Raw genomic sequence first — 19,747 nt, 5'->3', positions numbered from 1 at the left:
AGCAGTCTGCTACTGCTTATCCAGACCGTAGATGGAATGCAAAGTGCGAACAGCAAGTTCTGTGTAGGGACCGTCGATCAGGATCGAAATCTTGATCTCGGATGTCGTGATCGCACGAATGTTGATCGATTTGTCGGCCAGCGCCTTGAAGGCGGTGGCGGCGACGCCGGCATGGCTCCTCATGCCGATGCCGATGACCGAGACTTTCGACATGCCGGCTTCCGACTGCACGACGTCATAGCCGATCGTGGTCTTCAGCCGCTCGAGCACGACAAGCGCCTTGTCGACATCGCCGGACGGCACGGTGAAGGTCATGTCGGTGAACTTGCCGTCCTCGGAGATGTTCTGGACGATCATGTCGACATTGATGTTGGCCTCGGCCAGCGGCCCGAAAATGCCGGCGGCGACGCCGGGCCGGTCGCCGACACGGCGCAACGATATCTGCGCTTCGTCCTTGGCGTAGGCAATTCCGGTGACGACCTGCTGTTCCACGATCTCTTCCTCGTCGCAAATAAGCGTTCCGGGCGGATTGAGCAAATCCCCCATTCCGGGCGCGTCGGGATCGTCGAAGGACGACCTCACGAAAGTACGCACTCTGTGCACCATGGCAAGCTCGACCGAGCGTACCTGCAGGACCTTGGCGCCGAGAGAGGCCATTTCAAGCATTTCCTCGAAGGAAATCTTGGCCAGCCGCCGCGCCTTCGGCTCGACACGCGGGTCGGTGGTGTAGACCCCGTCTACGTCGGTGTAGATGTCGCAGCGGTCTGCCTTGACCGCCGCCGCGATGGCGACAGCACTGGTGTCGGAGCCGCCGCGGCCGAGCGTCGCGATGCGGTTGTCCGGCCCGATGCCCTGGAATCCGGCGACCACCGCCACCTGACCCTCGCCGAAGCGCTTGATCAGGAATGCGCCGTCGATGTCGAGAATGCGCGCCGCGCCATGCGCATTGTCGGTCTTGATCGGGATCTGCCAGCCTTGCCAGGAACGGGCATGGACGCCCATGTTCTGCAGCGCGATCGCCAGCAGGCCGGCTGTCACCTGCTCGCCGGAGGCAACGACGGCGTCATATTCGCGCGCATCGTGCATCGGCGAGGCTTCGCGCGTCCACTGCACGAGCTCGTTGGTCTTGCCGGCCATCGCCGAGACGACCACCGCGACCTCATGGCCGGCATCGACCTCGCGTTTGACATGGCGCGCCACATTGCGGATGCGGGCGATGTCGGCGACGGAGGTTCCGCCGAATTTCATCACGATGCGCGCCATGGAAGCGAAATGCCTTTGACTGGGTGCCGGAGCGGCGGCCGAAAAACGGAAAGCGAGCGTCGGGCTGGGCCAGCCGCTGAATTCGCGGCCTCCTTAGCCAAATGCTTTGCGTTTCGCAAGGCGTGCCGCCGCTTGCCTGCCGCTTGCCCCTGCTTGCCCCTGGGCGACGAAGGCGCCATACGAGTGCAACGCGCGTACCCGCATGCCTATCGCAAAGGCGCAGCCGGCAACAGCCGAAATTTGCTGCCTTGACATTCGCCGGCTCTCGACCGACTTCCTAGCGCACCAGAGCGCGATCAGCAAAAGTGGTATCAGGTTTTGCGGCCCGATCGCGCTCTGAACTTTTGAGTCTGCGGGAGACCACACGATGCCAGAACCCCGACGATCGACGATCGATGCCGGAGAAGTGGAGCGTTTTTCCGCTCTTGCCGCCGAATGGTGGAATCCGAACGGCAAATTCCGCCCGCTGCACAAGTTCAATCCGATCCGGCTTGCCTATATACGCGACCAGGTGGCGGCGCGCTTCGGCCGCGACCCACGCGCGGCGCGGCCGTTCGAGGGCTTGCGCATCCTCGACATCGGCTGCGGCGGCGGGCTGTTGTGCGAGCCGATGGCGCGGCTTGGCGCCGAAGTGGTCGGCGCCGACGCCTCAGCCACCAATATCGAAGTGGCCAGGCTGCATGCGGCGGACGTCGGCGTGACGGTTGATTACCGTGCCACGACAGCAGAGGACCTGGCTGACGCCGGTGAGAAATTCGACGTCATCCTCAACATGGAAGTGGTCGAGCATGTTGCCGACATCGACCTGTTCGTGGCCAAATGCGGCGCGATGCTCAAGCCCGGCGGCATCATGTTCGTCGCCACCATCAACCGCACGCTGAAGGCGCTGGGCCTGGCCATTATCGGCGCCGAATATGTGCTGCGCTGGTTGCCGCGCGGCACCCACCAGTTCGGCAAGCTGGTGCGGCCCGACGAACTGGAAAAGGCGCTCGCCGGCGCTGGCCTGACCATCATCGACCGCACCGGCGTCACCTACAATCCGCTCGCCGACCGCTGGCAGCGTTCGAAGGACATGGACGTCAACTACATGGTTCTGGCGGAGAAGGCACCCGCCTGAACTATCTCACGACGCCTTCTCACGCCGCCACCTTCTCACCCGCCACCTTTTCACCCACTTGACTTTGCGCCTTCGTGGCGGTCTGGCTTTGCGCCTTGGTGGTGATGAACACGCCGGCGACAATGATGGCAGCCCCGGCCCAGGTCAGCAATTGATAGTGCTCGCCGAGAAACATCGTCCCGGCAAACAATCCGACCGCCGCCGCGACATAGCCGATCTGGCTGAGATAGACCGGGCCGCCCACCGCCTGCAGCCGGAAGAAGAAAGCGAACATCGCCGCGGCTGACGCGACCTGCCCGACGACCACCAGCGGCACGCCGCCGAGCAGGGCGAGCGAACCGCCGCCCTGCAGCGTGAAGATGCCGCAAACAAGCAGTGCAGCCGATGCCAGATGGCTGCCGACGGCAAGCTCGATCGGTCCGGTCCCTAAGGGCCAGTCGGCAGTGCGGTAGATATTGCCGGCGGCAAGGCTGACCGGGATGAGCAGCCCTACCGCCACCCAGAAAAAGTCGGCCGGCTGGCCGGCCTCGCCACGCGTCACCGCCACCATCACCGCACCCACGAAGCCTACGACAATGCCGACGACGCCAAGCAGATTGGGGCGCCGAACGCCGAGCAGGATCGAAAACACCAGTGTGACCACCGGGGACAGGGTGAACATGATACCGGTATAGCCGGCACCGAGATGCGGAATGGCCGAGAACATCAACAGATTGGGGAAGGCGTAGGACACCGCTGCGGTGACGAAGAAATACCGCAGCCGGTGCGGGGTGAACCGGATGCGCTGCCCGCGCAGCAGCAGGACGCACAAAAGCACGCCGCCGGCGCCGAGCGAGATGACAAAGGCCCAGACCATGGCCGAAACGCCGGCCGCCGTCGCGATCTTGCCGAACGGCAGCGTCAGGCCGAGCAGTCCGCCGGTGACGAGCAAAAGGCCGGGCGCCGAATCCCAGAGAAATTTCATAACCAACCTTATTGTCCTTGCGGCTCTTGGCCAACACTGTGATTCGAGCTAAGATAATGCAAAGATTCTTAGCGTCAAGATATTGAACGGTGAGATAGATGGATCGCGCCGCGAAAGCGATCGAACAGTGGAAACGAGAACGGCCGGACCTCGATGTCTCGCCGATGGCCGTACTTGGACGGTTGAACGAAGCCTCGTCGCTGATAGCACGAGAACGCCTCGCTCCGCTGTTTGCCCGTTTCGGACTGCAATCCGGGGAATTCGATGTGCTGGCGACGCTTCGCCGTTCCGGATCACCTTACGCGCTGACGCCAACCGCCCTCTATGAAGCGACGATGGTGACGTCGGGCGCCATGACCAACCGGCTCGACCGGCTTGAGAAAACCGGATTGATCAAGCGCTGGCCGCATCCCAACGACCGGCGCGGGGTTGTGGTGCAACTGACCGATAAAGGTCTCGCATTGGTCGATGAGGCGGTCGCCGCTCACGTCGCCAACGAACACGCGATACTTTCCGGCCTGACGCGCGCCGAACAAGAGACGCTTGCTCGCCTGCTTGAGAAATTGATCGGCAGCGTAACCTAGCCAGTCAGTTCCGCTCGTCGGGAAAACTCGGGATCGGCATGAATTCGACGCCGTCGTCGGCCAGGCTCTTTGCCTCCTCCAGCGTCGCCTCGCCATAGATGCCGCGCGGATCGCTCTCGCCGAAATGGATCTTGCGCGCTTCCTCGGCAAACTTGTCGCCGACATAGTCGGCGTTCTCGCGCACCTTCTCGGCCATCGCCTTCAACTGCGCCAGCGCCTGCTTCTGGGCCTCGCCCATGGCGAGCGCGACCTTTTCTCGGCTGCGCCCGGTGGAGACGGCCGGTGCCATCAACGCCTTCTCGATCTTGTGCGAGCCGCAGGTCGGGCAGTCGACAAAACCGCGCTTCTTCTGGGTGTCGAAATCGTCGTTGCTGCGAAACCAGCCTTCGAATTCATGCTCGTGCTCGCAGATCAGTGAAAACCGAATCAAGACGCCGCACCCCTGAGACTTTGCGCCTCGACCGGAGTGGTGTTCACGGCGAAGTCGCGTGAATTTTTCAGATTTGGGATTTTCTTGCGCGCGGCGGCCGACTGAGTCGGGTCGATCTCGGCGACGATCACCGCCGGTTCGTCATGTGCCGCTTCAGCGACGATGCGGCCCCACGGATCGACGATCAGCGAATGGCCATAGGTCTCGCGGCCATCTTCGTGCAAGCCGCCTTGCGCCGCGGCAACGACATAGGCGCCGTTCTCGATGGCGCGCGCCCGCAGCAGCACATGCCAGTGCGCCTCGCCGGTCTGACGGGTGAAGGCGGCGGGCACCGAAAGCAGGTCGGCGCCGGCCAGCGCCTCGGCGCGGAACAGCTGCGGAAAGCGCAAATCGTAGCAAACGGCGAAACCCAGCTTCGCACTATCAGTCCCGGCGCCGCTGATCTCGGTGACGACGGCCTCGGTGCCGGGCTCGTAGGCGGCGGATTCACGCCAGCTTTCGCCATTGTCGAGATCGACGTCGAACATGTGGATCTTGTCGTAGGTGGCAATGGTGGCGCCATCCGGCCCGAACAGAAGCGCGCGGTTGGCGAGCTTGCCGTCGGCGCGCAGGATGGCGGTCGAGCCGATATGCAGGAAGACGCCAAGCTCCTTCGCCAGCTTGCGCGCGGTCGAGACGATGATGTCCTTGTCCTCGGACGTGAAGGCGGCGGCCCGCGCCTGGCTGTCGCGGACCAGCGCACCGGTCATTTCCGGTGACTGGATATAGGTCGCACCCTGGCCCGCGGCCTCGCGCACCAGCCGCTCCAGATCTACCGCGTTGCGCTCGGGGCTGGTGCCCGAACGCATCTGGATCGCCGCCGCCTTGAAAGCACCCATTGTCATGTCCTCAATTGGTCGAGCCATTGACGAGCAGACGGTCCAGCCGGCCCTCCGCCTCCAGTTCATGGAGATCGTCACAGCCGCCGACATGCGTGTCGCCGATGAATATCTGCGGAAAGGTCGAGCGGCCGTTCGCGCGGGAAATCATTTCCCGGCGCAGTTCCGGCGAGAAGGAGGCGTCGTGCTCGGTGTATGCGACGCCCTTGCGCTCGAGCAGCCGCTTGGCCGCCGTGCAATAGCCGCACATCATCCGTGTATAGATCGTCACATCGACCATCAGTCAGCAATCCTGCCTTTTCCAATCTATATAGTCGCGGACTCGTCGGCCCGAAAGTCCCCCGGCAGCACACGCGCAAAGGTCAGCACATCGACCTTCCCGGCACCGCCCTTCTTCAGCGCCTTGGCGACCGCGCGGACAGTGGCGCCGGTCGTATAGACATCGTCGACCAGCAGCACCCGGCGGCCGGCGACCTCGATCGCCGCCTCCTCCGGCACTCTGAAGGCGGCACGCACATTCTCCTCGCGTTCCCGCCGCTCCAGCCCGACCTGCTGGCGGGTGAGTTTGACGCGCCGGACCGCCGAGGGCGCGAAAGGCAGGCCGCCAAGCTGCGATACCGCCCTTGCCAGTTCCGCCGACTGGTTGAACTGGCGCCTGAAAAAGCGCCGCCAGTGCAGCGGCACCGGCACGACCACATCGGCTTCCGCGATCAGTTCGGCACCGGCGCGCAGCATCCAGCGCGCCATCCACGGCGCTAGATCGGTGCGATCCTGGTACTTCAGCCCTTGCACCATCTGGCGGGCGACACCTGAGTAAGCGACCGCGGCGCGTGCCCGCTCGAAGGGCGGCGGGTCGGCGATCGCCTCGGCCGACAGGAACCCATCGCCCATGTGATGGGTGAACGGCGTGCCCATCACCGGGCACCATGGCCGCTCCAGAAGCCTGAGTTTTGGCCAGCAGGCGCCGCACAGCACGCCTGGCTGCGAGACATGCCGTCGGCAGCCGGCGCAAACCGGAGGAAACAGGATGCGCCCCGGCCAGTCCAACGCCTTTCGCGCGACACTCTTGATATCCGGCATTGGATCGGCCACGTGGTTCTTTCTCCGCCACCCTATATCAGAGTGCGGAAACCAGGAACTGTCAGTTGCAACCCATAGTCGATACCTCCCTCTGGCTGGCGCACAAGCGCCGGGCGCTCGCCAACCCGGCGGCCGGCGCAGACTTCCTGATGCGGCGGGCCGCCGACGAGCTTGCCGAGCGGCTGGGCGCGGTGGAACGCAAATTCGACAGGGCGGCCGTCCTGTTTTGCCAGACGCCGGCGGCAGTCGACGTGCTCGCGACAAGCGGCAAGGTGGCGGACATCGTGCGCGTCGAGGCGGATTCAGCGTTCCTGGGCGATGCCGCGGGCGTGGTGGCGCCGCTGGAGACCGTGCCGTTCGAGCCGGAAAGCCTCGACCTCGCCGTGTCGCTTTTGTCGCTTCAGGCAATGAACGACATTCCCGGCATGCTGGTGCAGATCCGCCGCGCTCTGAAACCGGACGGTCTTTTCCTCGGCGCTTTTGCCGGCGCCGGCACGCTTTCCGAACTGCGCGAATGCCTGCTCGCCGCCGAGACCGAGTTTTATGGCGGCGCCAGCCCGCGCGTCATCCCGTTCACCGACGTGCGCGACGCCGGCGCGCTTTTGCAACGCGCCGGCCTGGCCTTGCCGGTCGCCGACGTCGAGACGGTGACGGTGCGCTACGATTCCCTGTTCGGCCTGATGGCGGACCTGCAGGCGATGGGCGAGACCAGCGCTCTGACCGACCGCAGCAGGCGACCGGGCACGCGAAAGCTGTTTGCCCGCACCGCCGAAATCTATGCCGAACAATTTTCGGATGCCGATGGCCGCGTCAGGGCGAGTTTTCCGATCGTCTGGATGTCGGGCTGGGCGCCCGACGCCTCGCAGCAAAAACCGCTGAAGCCGGGCTCGGCGAAACTGTCGCTGAAGACGATCCTGGAAAATCCCGGCCTGGAAAATCGCGGCCGGCGTTGACCGGATTATTGTGGATGCGGCTGGCCGGTCACGGCGCGAAAGCGTTCACAAGCTTGCTGGAATTGTCGCTGAACAGCCACGTGATTGCGTCGGCGGCTTTGCCGACACCGCCTATGATGGTAAGCGACAGCACGGCCACGATCAGCCCATATTCGACAGCCGTCGCGCCGCTCTTGTCTTCCCAAAATCGTTGCAGCAATGTTTTCATGGCCGTCGATCCCGCTTGCCGGAACCTTAGCGCGGACCTGTTAAGAAAGGTTAATGACACAGGCTTAACAGGCGATGAAAGCACCGCTTTGGCGGGTGTCAGCAGTCGCCGCTGCGCTGGCCATTGTCGCGTATAACGCAGATCGAGGTGGGCAGCGGCTGCAGCACGCTCCTGCGCAGCGTGTAGGTATCACGACGGCCGGTCGAACCCGTGCTTCCAACCGACCCCCTGCTTCCAACCGACCCTGTGCTCATCCGGTCGAGGCCGCCGGCAAAATCGTCGCGGCCGGATCGCATCCGGCTGTCGAGGAGCGGCGTCGCGATCAAGGCCAACGCCACCGCGGCCGAGCCGAACAAAAGCGTGATTCGCAATATTCCCATGCCAGCAGCCCTAAAGCTGCGGTTGGGTCGGATCGAATCCCAGTCCCTGTCGAGGCTCATGCAACCGCACTCCGGCGAAGGCCTGGACACGACCTGCCTTCGATTTCTGCGTCATTTTTTCACGGCCAGATAAATCTTCCATTAACGTTGTCTAGGTCTCGCAGGGCAACATCACAGAAGATCGATGAGGAACTGGATCAGCGGCGCGTCGGCCGGCGGCATCGGAAAATCGCGCATCTGGCGCGGCCGCACCCATTTCAGTGCCTGCGCCTCCTTCGGCTGCGCGATGCCGCGGAAGCGACGGCAGACGAACAGCGGCATCAGCAGGTGAAAATCGTCGTAGGAATGGCTGGCGAAGGTGAACGGCGCCAGGCAGGGAATATCGGTCTCGATGCCGATCTCCTCGTACAATTCGCGGATCAGGCATTCTTCCGGCGTCTCGCCGGGCTCGACCTTGCCGCCCGGAAACTCCCACAGGCCGGCCAACTGCTTGCCTTCGGGGCGCTGCGCCAGAAGCACGCGGCCGTCGGTATCGACCAGCGCGCAGGCTGCGACCAGGAGCAGGCGCTTGCTGACAGGATCCGAGCCGGTCATGCGCCGGGCGGCCGGCGATAATGGTAACGATAGACTTCGTCGAACCCGAGCGAACGATAGAGCGCCAGCGCCGGTGCGTTTTCCGCCTCGACCTGCAGCCAGGCTTCCCGGGCGCCGCGCAGCCGCGCCCATTTCAGCGCCGACAGGATGAGGTGGCGGCCATGGCCCTGGTTGCGCACCGATCTGTCGGTGGCGATCTCGAACAGCCCGGCAAGATCGCCGTCATGGACGCAGATCAGCGTCGCCAGCGGTTCGGCGCCGTCTTCGAGCGCGAACAGCCCGGCTTCCGGCTGGATGGCGCCGATGATCTCCGACAGGCCCGGCCGCAGCGACACATCCGAGCCGCTTACCTTGAGCGCCGCGCCGATGAAGCGGCTGATGTCCTTCAGCGGGATCTGGTCCATGGCGGCATCGAGCTGGGCGTCCGCCAGCGGCAGCCGCATGACCAGCGATTCGTCGAATGTGCTCCAGCCCTCGCTGTCGAGATGTTTGGCAAGGATCGGCCCCGACAGCGGTGATATGCGGAAGGTCAGCGGCCGGCCATAGGCGTCGAAACGACGGCTGGCGCGGCCGATACGCTCGGCAATGTGCTGGATGTCGCCCGGATCGAGCGGGTTGACCGAATTCAGCCGCTTGGCCGGATGGCCCGCCGTCAGCCGCACCACCCAGGTGCCGTCATAATGCACGGCCGCCGCCGGCCAGGCGCGAAAGCCGGCCGCCTCGTAGCGGCGCACGATGGCAAGCACGCTTGCCGGATGTCTGGAAACCAACGCCATCAGCTCCGATAATCGCCGTTGATGGCGACATACTCCTTGGTGAGGTCGCAAGTCCACACCGTCGCCTTGCCGCGGCCGATGCCGATATCGGCACGGATGCGGATCTCGTCGCGCTTCATGTAGGCCGATGTCGCCTCCTCGGAGTAGGCGGCATCGCGCTCGCCCTGATGCGCCAGCCTGATGTCGCCGAACCAGATCGACAAAAGGTCACGGTCGGCCGGCTCACCGGCCTTGCCGACAGCCATGACGACGCGTCCCCAATTGGCGTCCTCGCCGGCGACCGCCGTCTTGACCAGCGGCGAATTGGCGATCGACAGCGCGATGCGCTTGGCCGAGCGCGCCGATTTCGCGCCTGTGACGGTGACCTCGACCTGTTTGCGCGCCCCCTCGCCGTCGCGCACCACTTGCAGCGCCAGGGCTTTCAGCACTTTGCCGAGCGCGCGGCGGAAGGCGCCGAGGCGCGCATCGCCGGCATTCATGATATCAGGCGCGCCGCGCCGGGCGGCCGTGCCGGTGGCGAACATCAGCAGCGTGTCGCTGGTCGAGGTGTCGCTGTCGACGGTGACCGCATTGAACGTCTTGGCGGTGCCGCGCGACAAAAGGTCCTGCAGCACGGGGGCTGGGATCGGCGCGTCGGTGGCGATGAAGGAGAGCATCGTCGCCATGTCGGGCGCGATCATGCCGGCGCCCTTGGCAATGCCGTTGATGGTGACATCGGCGTCGCCGAGTTTTACCGTCGCGGTCGCCAGTTTCGGATAGGTGTCGGTGGTCATGATCGCCTTGGCGGCTTCGGGCCACAGATCCGGCCTGCCGTCCTTGACCAGTCCGGCGAGCAGATGGCTGAACTTGCCGGCATCCAGCGGCTCGCCGATGACGCCGGTCGAGGCCAGAAAAACCTCGCCCGGCGTGCAGCCGGCAGCCTTGGCTGCAGCCTCGCCGGTCATTGCCGTGGAGGCTCGGCCCTTGTTGCCGGTGAAGGCATTGGCGTTGCCGGAATTGACGACCAGGACGCGCGCCTTGCCCTGCCCGAGGTTCTGCCGGCAGAAATCGACCGGCGCCGACGGGCATTTCGACTTGGTGAACACGCCGGCGACCGTGGTGCCGGCATCAAAGACCATGGTCAGCAGGTCGGTGCGGTTCCTGTACTTTATGCCGGCCTCGGCGGTGGCGATGCGGACGCCCTCGATATCAGGCATTTTGGGATATTTCTTCGGCGCGAGCGGCGAAATCGTGGCTGACATGAAGACCTCGGGCGGGAGAAACGCAAGGGGAACGCCGGTTTGCCCGATAGCGGGCGCCGGCGCAAGGGCGTTTGATGGTCGGGCAAATGCCTTTCTCATTGGAACGACACGCTCAGTTGCACGAAACGGCCCGTTTCGTTTCGACGAGAAAGCGTGTACGATTTGCCGACGAAAATCGTGGGCAGGGAAAACAGGATGGGTCTGGATCAGGGGCGCAGGTCGATCGGCGCGCGGCGCAACCCCGACAGCGCCGACGCCATTCTCAACGCCGCCGAGGCAGTTCTGGTCGAGGCCGGTTATTCTGGCTTCTCGATCGAAGCGGTGGCGCGGCGGGCGCGTGCGGGAAAGCCGACAATCTATCGCTGGTGGCCGAGCAAAGCCGCCTTGCTGTTCGACGTCTATCAGCGGCTAAAGCGCGTCGACTATCCCGATACTGGCACCCTCGAGGACGATCTTGTCGGCTTCCTCAAAAGCCTGTTCTCGCACTGGCGCGAAACATCGTCAGGCAGCATCTTCAGATCGCTGATCGCCGAGGCGCAGTCGGACGCAACCGTGGCCGCCGTGCTTGCCGAATACACCAAAGGACGTCATGCCCATACCGGCCAGATGATCGAACGCGCCAAGGCAAGAGGCGAAGTCGCGGCCGACGTCGATGCCACGCTCGTCGCCGACCTGGTCGCCTCCTTTGCCTGGACGCATCTTTTGACCAATCGCCTCGACGAAGACGAGACGACGCTGCGCAAGGCGGTTGGCTATCTGTTGAAGGGCATAGCTCCACCGGCGAACGCGCCGCCGGCGATCCGGCAGCGTTCAAGGCGTCGACGCATCGTAGGATAGGGGCGATCTCGGCGCCGCCCTTCTTCCTTCTCCCCTTGTGGGCAGGGCTGTCCGGGGAAAGTTTTGAGTGAACCGAAATGCCACATGTGCATGCCCCGTAAAACGGGGTTTGTCCGTCTTTTCTCTGGTTGTCGAGACTCAGAAAAGGAACGGGGCATGCGCTTTGCACCTAGCATCTTCGGGCAGCTTCTTGAACCCATCGATCGGCGTCAATTCCAAGCAATTGTGGATCGCCACGACGGGGATGCGTACGACAAATCGTTCAGAAGCTGGGATCATCTGGTGGCGCTGATCTATGCCCAGTTCTGCGGCAGCAGCAGCTTGCGTGGCCTGGAAGCCGGCTGGAACGCCAACAGCCAGCATCATTATCACCTGGGCAGCGGTCCGTTGATGCGTTCGACCTTGTCGGATGCCAACAGACGGCGTCCGGTCGCCATCTTTGCCGAGGCGTTCGGTCTGGTGGCGAACCTGCTCGACAGGCAAATGCGGCGCGAGGGCGAAGCGATGCTGCGGCTGATCGACTCGACCCCCATTCCGCTCGGCAAACTGTGCGATTGGGCCAAGTCGAACGGGCGCATTCGCGGCATGAAGGTGCATGTCGTCTATGACCCGAAGACCGACTGTCCGCGCATCCTCGACATCACCGACGCCAACGTCAACGACGCCCAGGTCGGTCGCCAGATCACGATCGAAGCTGGAGCGACCTACGTGTTCGACAAGGGCTACTGCCATTATGGCTGGTGGACGGCGATCGCCGAAGCCGGATCGATCTTCGTGACGCGGCCCAAATCCAACATGAGGCTGGCGCTGCTGCGTGATCGCCCTGTAGCCGAGCCGCAGGGCGACGGCTTCCTGGTTGTGGAAGACAGTGAGGTAAGCTTGGTCAGCAAGGCTGCTTGCAAGCTGCCGATGCGGCTGCGTCGCCTGCGCGTTCAGCGCGAAACGGGCGACACCATCACGCTTTTGACCAACGATCTGGAGCGCTCCGCCGTCGAGATTGGACGGCTTTACAAAGGCCGCTGGCACATCGAGCTTCTGTTCCGATGGATCAAGCAGCACCTCAAGATCCGCAAGTTCCTCGGCAACAACGGCAATGCAATCCGCCTGCAACTCTTTGCCGCAATGATCGCCTTTGCGCTGCTGCGCATTGTCGCGCGCACCCGCCGCGTCACTATTCCTATCTTGAGGTTCACAGAACTGGTCGCTCAATACTTGTTCGGGCGGCGGAAACTGCACACCATCGACAAGCCGCCACCGGTCAATCCAAGCCGACCAAAGGACCGAGCCTCCCCCAATCAGATGGCCTTCATATATGAATAACTTTCCCCGGACAGCCCTGCCTTGTGGGAGAAGGTGGATTGGCGCGCAGCGCCAAGACGGTTGAGGGGTCTTGGCCGGAGCGCTGTCGGTGTCAAGCTGGAACACCCCTCATTCGACCGAGCTTCGCTCGGCCACCTTCTCCCAAAAGACAAGGGGAGAAGGGAAGAACCGCCTGCCCTGCTTGCCCTCGCCTACTTGGTGTTTTCCAGCGCGTCGACCGTCTTCTTCAGCTTCTCGTCCGGGATCTCGACCTTGGCCTGGGCGCGCAGTGACTTGACCAGCGCGATGTATTTGTCGCGGATCACTGCCTGGCGGGCCTGGTCCTTGACCTGGTCGAAGGCCGGCGGCTGCTTGGCGCGCTTGTCCTCGACCTGGATGACATGCCAGCCGAACTGCGACTGCACCGGCTGCTCAGTGTATTTGCCGACCGCCAGCGCGAAGACCGCCTTGTCGAATTCCGGCACCATCTGGCCGGGTCCGAACCAGCCGAGATCGCCGCCGCTGGTCTTGCCGCTCGGATCGCTGGTGTGCTCGTTGGCCAGTTTCTGGAAATCGGCGCCGCCATCGAGCTGCTTGATGATCGCGTCGGCCTCTTCCTTCGTCTTCACCAGGATGTGACGGGCATGGACCTCGTTGGCCGGCGGCGTGTTGGCGATTTCCTGGTCGTAGCGGGCGCGAACCTCGGCATCGGTGATCTTGTCGACGACATCCTTCTCGACCATTTCGCCATGCAGGGCGCGCTGCTGCAGGAAGGCCATGCGGCGCTGGAAGTCGGGATCCTTGTCGAGGCCGGTGGTGACCGCCTGGGCGGCCATGACCTTGATTTCGATCGCCGCCGAAAGGGCTGCGGCGCGGCGCTGTTCGGGCGGCATCTGCGCAAACTGCTGCGACAGCTCGCCTTCGGCAAGCGCAAGATCTGCCTCGGTCAGCGTCTGGCCGTTGATCGTCGCGACCACGGCGTTCGGATCGACCGGCGCGGCCGGCTGGGCGGGGGCGCCCGGTTGGGCCGGGGCTGGTTGGGCGGGCGCAGTGTCCTGCGCCATCGCTGGCGACAGCGACAGCGCCGTCAGCCCGAATGCCAGGCCAAGGCTGGCGAGCGACGCGCCGCGGAACAATAAGGACATACGATTAACTCCAATGGGGATAACTAGGGCGGGATGGCTTCCAGACCAGCCGGATTGTGGCGGAATTTGGCACGGTCGTCAGGGCCAGCGCGCCGTTGACATCGATTGAGCCCCCTCTTATCTGTCCAACGACTTTGCGTCCAGAACCGTTTTCCGGGCGCTTTTTGCGTTTGTCCGCGTTTCACGTGGATTTGACAGGTGCCGGCCGGCACCCGTCGCAACGACTTGGAATGCTATCGAAAGGACCATTGAATGGTCAGTTTTGGCGGTCTCGCCCGTAAGGTTTTCGGCTCCTCCAACGATCGCCGGGTCAAGTCGACGCGACCGCGCGTCGAAGCGATCAACGCCATGGAAAACGAGATGCGGGCGCTCTCCGACGCCGAGCTGACCGCCCGCACTGAAAAATTCCGCCAGGACGTCGCCAACGGCGCCAGTCTCGACGATCTCCTGGTGCCGGCATTCGCCACCGTGCGCGAGGCGGCGCGCCGCGTGCTCGGCATGCGCCCGTTCGACGTGCAGCTGATCGGCGGCATGGTGCTGCACAATGGCGGCATCGCCGAGATGCGCACCGGCGAGGGCAAGACGCTGGTCGCCACGCTGCCCGTCTATCTCAACGCGCTCGCTGGCAAAGGCGTCCATGTCGTCACCGTCAACGACTATCTTGCCAAACGCGACTCCGAATGGATGGGCCGCGTCTACAAATTCCTCGGCCTTACCGTCGGCGTCATCGTTCACGGCCTGTCCGATGAGGAACGCCACGCAGCCTATGCCGCCGACGTCACCTACGCCACCAACAACGAGCTCGGCTTCGACTATCTGCGCGACAACATGAAATACGAGCGCGCCCAGATGGTGCAGCGCGGCCACAGCTACGCGATCGTCGACGAGGTCGATTCCATCCTGGTCGACGAGGCGCGCACGCCGCTGATCATTTCCGGTCCGCTCGAGGACCGCTCGGAAATGTACAACACCATCGACGCCTTCATGCTGAAGCTCGAGCCTGCCGACTATGAGATCGATGAGAAGCAGAAGACCTCGATCTTCACCGAGGACGGCACCGAGAAGCTGGAAAACCTTTTGCGCGACGCCGGCCTGCTCAAGGGCGAGTCGCTCTACGACGTCGAGAACGTCGCCATCGTCCACCACGTCAACAATGCGCTCAAGGCGCATCAGCTGTTCCAGAAGGACAAGGACTACATCGTGCGCAACGGCGAGATCGTCATTATCGACGAATTCACCGGCCGCATGATGCCGGGCCGCCGCTATTCGGAAGGCCTGCACCAGGCGCTCGAGGCCAAGGAGCATGTGGCGATCCAGCCGGAAAACCAGACGCTCGCCTCCGTCACCTTCCAGAATTATTTCCGCCTCTACAAGAAGCTCGCCGGCATGACCGGCACGGCGCTGACCGAGGCCGAGGAATTCGCCAACATCTACAATCTCGATGTCACCGAGATCCCGACCAATCTGCCGGTCATCCGTATTGACGAGGACGATGAGGTCTACCGGACCGTCGAGGAGAAGTACAAGGCGATCGTCAGAGAGATCAAGGAAGCTCGTGCCAAGGGACAGCCTACCTTGGTCGGCACCACCTCGATCGAGAAATCCGAGCTTTTGGCCGCACGCCTGCGCAAGGAAGGTTTTACCGATTTCGAGGTGCTGAACGCCCGCCACCATGAGCGTGAGGCGGCGATCGTCGCCCAGGCCGGAAAACCCGGCGCCATCACCATTGCCACCAACATGGCCGGCCGCGGCACCGACATCCAGCTCGGCGGCAATGCCGACATGCGCATCGCCGAGGAGCTTGGCGATATGCCGGCCGGCCCCGAGCGTGACGCCAGGGAAAAGGCAATCCGCGACGACGTCGCCCGGCTGAAGGAGAAGGCGCTCGCCGCTGGCGGCCTCTACGTGCTCGCCACCGAGCGCCACGAGTCGCGCCGCATCGACAACCAGTTGCGCGGCCGCTCAGGCCGCCAGGGCGATCCCGGGCGCTCAAAATTCTTCCTGTCGCTGCAGGACGATCTGATGCGCATCTTCGGCTCCGAGCGCATGGACGGCATGCTGCAGAAGCTTGGCCTCAAGGAAGACGAGGCGATCATCCACCCCTGGATCAACAAGGCGCTGGAAAAGGCGCAGAAGAAGGTCGAGGCGCGCAACTTCGACATTCGCAAGAACGTGCTGAAATATGACGACGTATCGAACGACCAGCGAAAGGTGGTGTTCGAGCAGCGCCTCGAGCTGATGGACGGTGAAGGCCTGTCCGAGACCATCGCCGAGATGCGCGAGGGCGTCATCGAGGAGGTCGTCGCCAAGGCCATTCCCGAAAACGCCTATGCCGAGCAGTGGAACGTCGCCGGTCTCAAGGCCGAGGTCGCCGAATTCCTCAATCTCGACCTGCCGATCGACGACTGGGTCAAGGAAGAGGGCATTGCCGAGGACGACATCCGCGAGCGCATCAGCCAGGCCGCCGAGACTGCGGCGAAAGAGCGCGCCGAACGCTTCGGCCCCGACGTGATGGCCTATGTCGAGCGCTCCGTGGTGCTGCAGACGCTCGACCATCTGTGGCGTGAGCACATCGTCAACCTCGACCATCTGCGCTCGGTCGTCGGCTTCCGCGGCTACGCCCAGCGCGACCCGCTGCAGGAATACAAGGGCGAGGCGTTCGAGCTGTTCCAGGCGATGCTGGGCAATCTGCGCCAGGCCGTCACCGCGCAACTGATGCGCGTCGAGCTAGTCCGTCAGGCCGCCGAAGCGCCACCGCCCGAGGCGCCCGACATGTTCGGCAGCCATCTCGACGGCACCACCGGCGAGGACGATTTCGGCGAAACCGGGCTTCTGGTCCGCCAGGAGACCCACGCCACAGTCCCCCCCGAAGACCGCGACCCGAAAAACCCCGCCACCTGGGGCAAGGTCGGCCGCAACGAGGCCTGCCCGTGCGGGTCAGGCAAAAAATACAAGCATTGCCACGGGGCGTTTGCGTAAGCTCTTCCTTCTCCCCGTTCACGGGGAGAAGGTGCCCGAAGGGCGGATGAGGGGCGGCGCCGGCGTTGGCGATTAGCCAAACTCCCCACCTGAGGGTTGATATCAGGCGGCCAGAGGAGGCGCTGTCCCGCCAGCCTGACCGCTCGAATCTCGCGGAAGCGTGTAAATAGCGCCAACCTTTCGTCCGCTCGCGCCGCCGCTCATCCGCCTGCCGGCACCTTCCCCCCGTGAACGGGGAGAAGGGAGCTCACCCAACCGTTTCTTAATGTGTTTTGACTACACCCAGATCCGAAAAGAGGCCGAAAACGGAGTGTGATCAGGGTGCGCTTTTCCGCGGCGACGACAGCCGGGCGGTTTCTGCCGCAGCGCCTTGCGCTGCGCGCAAAGCCGCTGCTTGGCCGCATCGATGCTGTGCTGTTCACCGCCGACGAGCGCGGCGAAGCCAGCCGCATGTCGCTGATCGCCTTTTCCATCCGCATCGTCAGCGCCGTCATCGCCTTCGTCAGCCAGGTACTGATGGCGCGCTGGATGGGCTCGTTCGAATACGGCATTTTTGTCCTTGTCTGGGTGACGATGGTCATCGTCGGCAATCTCGCCTGCCTCGGCTTCCACACCTCGGTCATCCGCTTCATTCCCGAATATCGCGAGCGCAACATGCTGGCCGAACTGCGCGGCATCGTGCTGACCAGCCGCCTGTTCGTGCTGGTCGCCTCGACCGCGATCGCCGGGCTGGGCGCGCTCGGCGTCTGGCTGCTGTCGCCGTTTATTGAATACTACTATGTCGTGCCGTTCATTCTCGGCCTCATCTGCATGCCGATGATCGCCATGTCCGATCTGCTGCAGGGGCTGGCGCGGGCCAACTCGTGGGCGCTGTTTGCGCTGGCGCCGACTTATCTGGTGCGGCCGGTGCTGATCCTGGCGCTGATGGCGCTGATGCTTCTGGTCGGCTTTGCGCCCGATGCCAGGACGGCGATCTTCGCCTCGATCGCCGCCGCCTATGCCACCACGCTCGGCCAGCTCATCGGCATCACCGCGCGGATGAACAGGAATATTTCGGCCGGGCCGAGGAAGCTGCATTTCGCGCAATGGTTCTTCGTGTCGCTGCCGATCTTCTTGGTCGAAGGCTTCTTCTTCCTGCTCACCAATGCCGACGTGCTGATGGTCGGCGCCTATATGAATCCCAACGACGTCGCCGTCTATTTCGCCACGGTCAAGACGCTGGCGCTGGTGCATTTCGTCTATTTCGCGGTCAAGGCAGGCGTTGCCCAGCGCTACGCGCAATTCACCCATGGCGAGCCCGAAAAGCTCGCCGCCTTCGCCCGCGAAACCGTGTCGTGGACGTTCTGGCCATCGCTGTTGATGGCGCTGCTGGTGCTGGTGCTGGGCGAGCCGATGCTGAGCTTGTTCGGGCCTGAATTCGTTGCCGGCTACCCGCTGTTGTTCCTGCTGGTCTTCGGCGTCGTCGCCCGCGCCGCCGTCGGCCCCTGCGAAAGCCTGCTCACCATGAGCGGCAACCAGAACATCTGCGCCGCCGTCTACGCCATAACGCTGGCCTTCAACATCGGCCTCAATCTGGTGCTGATCCCGCTTTTCGGCCTGTGGGGCGCGGCGATGGCCACCGCCTTCGCGATGATCTTCGAGGCCGGCGCGCTGGCCTTCACGGTCTGGCGCAGGCTCGGCATCGTCATGGTCATTTTCGCAGCCGCCAAAGGAGCCGCGTGATGGCTGCCATCCCGTTGCTCGAGGAAACCAGCGGCGGCCCGGCCGGCGCCATGGTGTCCGGCCTCGCCGGGCTCGCCCGCGAAGCCGATCCCGCCCAAATCGAATTGTTGGCCAACCACCGGCCCCAGCGTAAGCTGGCTATTTACGCCGCCTCCGCCGGCTTCGACCTGGTCGAGGAACTGGACTATCTCTGCACCCGCACGATCGAGCCCAACGTGTTCTTCAACCCACGCTTCCTGGCGCCCGCCATGCCACGGCTGGAAGACCGCGAGGTGCGGCTGGCGGTCATCCGCGACGGCAACGAATACCGCAATCGGCTGCGCCTGCTGGTACCGTTCTCGGTGGAGCGGCCGGCGGTGCCGCTCGGGGTGCGGGTGATGCGCACATGGTCGAGTCCGTTCGGGCCGATCGGCACGCCGCTGGTCGACCGCGACGATCCCGTCGGCGTCATCGAGGATTTTTTCGCCATGCTGTCACGGCCGCATCTCAAGCTGCCGAAAGTCCTCGTGCTTCCCGACATCCGGCTCGACGGCCCGGTGGCCAGCCTGCTGGCCACCGTCGCCGAGACGCGTGGGCTGACGCTGGTCATCACCGGCAAGGCCGAACGCCCGATGCTCGAAAGCGAGATCGACGGCAATGAGTATCTAAAGGCCTCGCTGCGCTCGCACCATTATCGCGAGTTCCGCCGCCTGAAGCGCCGCCTCGCCGACCTCGGTAGGCTGGAGCATCAGGTGGCGCGCGGACCGGAAAACATCCGCCATGCCATCGAGCGTTTTTTGACGCTCGAGGCCGCCGGCTGGAAAGGCCGCGAGCGCACCGCCATGGCCATCGACCGCTACCGCGCCGCCTTTGCCCGCGAGGCCGTGCACCGGTTGGCCGAACGGGATCTGTGCCGCATCCATTCACTGACGCTCGATGACCGCACCATCGCCAGCCTGATCGTCTTCGTCGAGGCCGGCGTCGCCTACACCTGGAAGACGGCCTATGACGAGACGCTCGCCGCCTATTCGCCGGGCACGCTGCTGATGATCGAGGTGACCAGGCAACATCTCGACGATCCCAACATCATGATGACCGATTCCTGCGCCGTGCCCGACCATCCGGTGATGAGCCGGCTATGGATGGAGCGCCGGCCGATCGGCACGCTGGTGATCGGCCTGACGCCGGACGCCGACCGCCTCGCCCGCCAGGCGGCGTCGCAGCTTCACCTCTACAGCGAAACCCGCAACATGGCGCGCCTTCTGCGCAACCGGATGAAGAACTTGCTGGGACGGCGGTAGGGCAAAGGACACTCTGG

The 19,747-nt window shown here is 64.0% G+C and carries 20 protein-coding genes; 8 read left to right on the top strand and 12 right to left on the bottom strand.

The window, feature by feature from the left end; translation table 11 throughout:
- Nucleotides 1-9: 9 nt before the first annotated feature.
- Nucleotides 10-1,263 carry an aspartate kinase gene (locus JG739_RS06940; RefSeq protein ID WP_202365828.1) on the bottom strand — a complete coding sequence of 418 codons (1,254 nt, stop codon included), beginning with the start codon at nucleotides 1,261-1,263 and terminating at the stop codon, nucleotides 10-12.
- Between the two features lie 367 nt (nucleotides 1,264-1,630).
- Between JG739_RS06940 and ubiG the strand changes: the two genes are divergently transcribed.
- Nucleotides 1,631-2,380: a bifunctional 2-polyprenyl-6-hydroxyphenol methylase/3-demethylubiquinol 3-O-methyltransferase UbiG gene (gene ubiG / locus JG739_RS06935; RefSeq protein ID WP_202365827.1), complete on the top strand. Its 750-nt coding sequence runs from the start codon at nucleotides 1,631-1,633 to the stop codon at nucleotides 2,378-2,380.
- A gap of 19 nt (nucleotides 2,381-2,399) precedes the next feature.
- Here the strand turns inward: ubiG and JG739_RS06930 are convergent, their stop codons facing one another.
- A complete protein-coding gene (locus JG739_RS06930; protein WP_202365826.1) occupies nucleotides 2,400-3,344 on the bottom strand; it encodes a DMT family transporter in 945 nt (314 codons plus the stop codon).
- A 98-nt stretch (nucleotides 3,345-3,442) separates the two neighbouring features.
- Between JG739_RS06930 and JG739_RS06925 the strand changes: the two genes are divergently transcribed.
- Entirely contained in the window at nucleotides 3,443-3,928 is a 486-nt protein-coding gene (locus JG739_RS06925) for a MarR family winged helix-turn-helix transcriptional regulator (RefSeq protein WP_202365825.1), read from the top strand.
- Nucleotides 3,929-3,932: 4 nt separating this feature from the next.
- Here JG739_RS06925 and JG739_RS06920 read toward each other — a convergent pair whose 3' ends face one another.
- Genes JG739_RS06920 through JG739_RS06905 form a run of 4 tightly spaced genes read right to left on the bottom strand, consistent with a single transcriptional unit; the run spans nucleotide 3,933 to nucleotide 6,328 of the window.
- Nucleotides 3,933-4,358 (bottom strand): DUF1178 family protein, encoded by a 426-nt coding sequence (locus JG739_RS06920; protein WP_202365824.1) that lies wholly within the window; start codon nucleotides 4,356-4,358, stop codon nucleotides 3,933-3,935.
- Nucleotides 4,355-5,236 carry a carbon-nitrogen hydrolase family protein gene (locus JG739_RS06915; RefSeq protein ID WP_202365823.1) on the bottom strand — a complete coding sequence of 294 codons (882 nt, stop codon included), beginning with the start codon at nucleotides 5,234-5,236 and terminating at the stop codon, nucleotides 4,355-4,357. Before JG739_RS06915 ends, JG739_RS06920 begins: the two co-directional genes overlap by 4 nt.
- 10 nt (nucleotides 5,237-5,246) lie before the next feature.
- Complete coding sequence (grxC, locus tag JG739_RS06910; protein ID WP_202365822.1) at nucleotides 5,247-5,516, bottom strand: glutaredoxin 3; 270 nt, start codon at nucleotides 5,514-5,516, stop codon at nucleotides 5,247-5,249.
- A 26-nt stretch (nucleotides 5,517-5,542) separates the two neighbouring features.
- Nucleotides 5,543-6,328, bottom strand: coding sequence for a ComF family protein (locus JG739_RS06905; protein WP_202365821.1), 786 nt, complete (start codon nucleotides 6,326-6,328; stop codon nucleotides 5,543-5,545).
- 53 nt (nucleotides 6,329-6,381) lie between these two features.
- Here JG739_RS06905 and JG739_RS06900 point away from each other — a divergent pair, with 53 nt between their 5' ends.
- A complete protein-coding gene (locus JG739_RS06900; RefSeq protein ID WP_202365820.1) occupies nucleotides 6,382-7,269 on the top strand; it encodes a methyltransferase domain-containing protein in 888 nt (295 codons plus the stop codon).
- 28 nt (nucleotides 7,270-7,297) lie between these two features.
- Here the strand turns inward: JG739_RS06900 and JG739_RS06895 are convergent, their stop codons facing one another.
- The 5 genes from JG739_RS06895 to argJ form a co-directional block, all read right to left on the bottom strand.
- The gene (locus JG739_RS06895) at nucleotides 7,298-7,477 is read right to left on the bottom strand and encodes a Flp family type IVb pilin (RefSeq protein WP_202365819.1); all 180 of its coding nucleotides are present in this window, start codon (nucleotides 7,475-7,477) and stop codon (nucleotides 7,298-7,300) included.
- Between the two features lie 98 nt (nucleotides 7,478-7,575).
- The gene (locus JG739_RS06890; protein WP_202365818.1) at nucleotides 7,576-7,917 is read right to left on the bottom strand and encodes a hypothetical protein; all 342 of its coding nucleotides are present in this window, start codon (nucleotides 7,915-7,917) and stop codon (nucleotides 7,576-7,578) included.
- Between the two features lie 111 nt (nucleotides 7,918-8,028).
- Nucleotides 8,029-8,451, bottom strand: coding sequence for a (deoxy)nucleoside triphosphate pyrophosphohydrolase (locus tag JG739_RS06885; protein ID WP_202365817.1), 423 nt, complete (start codon nucleotides 8,449-8,451; stop codon nucleotides 8,029-8,031).
- Nucleotides 8,448-9,227 (bottom strand): GNAT family N-acetyltransferase, encoded by a 780-nt coding sequence (locus JG739_RS06880; protein ID WP_202365816.1) that lies wholly within the window; start codon nucleotides 9,225-9,227, stop codon nucleotides 8,448-8,450. The genes JG739_RS06885 and JG739_RS06880 overlap by 4 nt, the downstream gene beginning before the upstream one ends.
- The gene (gene argJ / locus JG739_RS06875; protein WP_202365815.1) at nucleotides 9,227-10,468 is read right to left on the bottom strand and encodes a bifunctional glutamate N-acetyltransferase/amino-acid acetyltransferase ArgJ; all 1,242 of its coding nucleotides are present in this window, start codon (nucleotides 10,466-10,468) and stop codon (nucleotides 9,227-9,229) included. The genes JG739_RS06880 and argJ overlap by 1 nt, the downstream gene beginning before the upstream one ends.
- A gap of 195 nt (nucleotides 10,469-10,663) precedes the next feature.
- Here argJ and JG739_RS06870 point away from each other — a divergent pair, with 195 nt between their 5' ends.
- Both JG739_RS06870 and JG739_RS06865 read left to right on the top strand, forming a co-directional pair.
- Nucleotides 10,664-11,305 carry a TetR/AcrR family transcriptional regulator gene (locus tag JG739_RS06870; RefSeq protein WP_202365814.1) on the top strand — a complete coding sequence of 214 codons (642 nt, stop codon included), beginning with the start codon at nucleotides 10,664-10,666 and terminating at the stop codon, nucleotides 11,303-11,305.
- Nucleotides 11,306-11,461: 156 nt separating this feature from the next.
- Nucleotides 11,462-12,625, top strand: coding sequence for an IS4 family transposase (locus tag JG739_RS06865; RefSeq protein ID WP_202365813.1), 1,164 nt, complete (start codon nucleotides 11,462-11,464; stop codon nucleotides 12,623-12,625).
- Between the two features lie 191 nt (nucleotides 12,626-12,816).
- On the opposite strand, the gene JG739_RS06860 is transcribed toward JG739_RS06865, so the two are convergent.
- Nucleotides 12,817-13,749 (bottom strand): peptidylprolyl isomerase, encoded by a 933-nt coding sequence (locus JG739_RS06860; RefSeq protein ID WP_202365812.1) that lies wholly within the window; start codon nucleotides 13,747-13,749, stop codon nucleotides 12,817-12,819.
- A 252-nt stretch (nucleotides 13,750-14,001) separates the two neighbouring features.
- On the opposite strand from JG739_RS06860, the gene secA reads away from it, so the two are divergent.
- The 3 genes from secA (at nucleotide 14,002) to JG739_RS06845 (ending at nucleotide 19,730) form a co-directional block, all read left to right on the top strand.
- The gene (gene secA, locus JG739_RS06855) at nucleotides 14,002-16,728 is read left to right on the top strand and encodes a preprotein translocase subunit SecA (RefSeq protein WP_202365811.1); all 2,727 of its coding nucleotides are present in this window, start codon (nucleotides 14,002-14,004) and stop codon (nucleotides 16,726-16,728) included.
- A gap of 321 nt (nucleotides 16,729-17,049) precedes the next feature.
- Nucleotides 17,050-18,450: a lipopolysaccharide biosynthesis protein gene (locus tag JG739_RS06850; protein ID WP_202365810.1), complete on the top strand. Its 1,401-nt coding sequence runs from the start codon at nucleotides 17,050-17,052 to the stop codon at nucleotides 18,448-18,450.
- A complete protein-coding gene (locus JG739_RS06845) occupies nucleotides 18,450-19,730 on the top strand; it encodes a GNAT family N-acetyltransferase (protein WP_202365809.1) in 1,281 nt (426 codons plus the stop codon). Before JG739_RS06850 ends, JG739_RS06845 begins: the two co-directional genes overlap by 1 nt.
- Nucleotides 19,731-19,747 lie beyond the last annotated feature (17 nt).

It is taken from the genome of Mesorhizobium sp. L-2-11 (assembly GCF_016756595.1).
Taxonomy (GTDB): Bacteria; Pseudomonadota; Alphaproteobacteria; order Rhizobiales; family Rhizobiaceae; genus Mesorhizobium.
The sequence above is the reverse complement of the archived record's forward strand: the minus strand, read 5'-3'. Positions and strand labels throughout refer to the sequence as shown.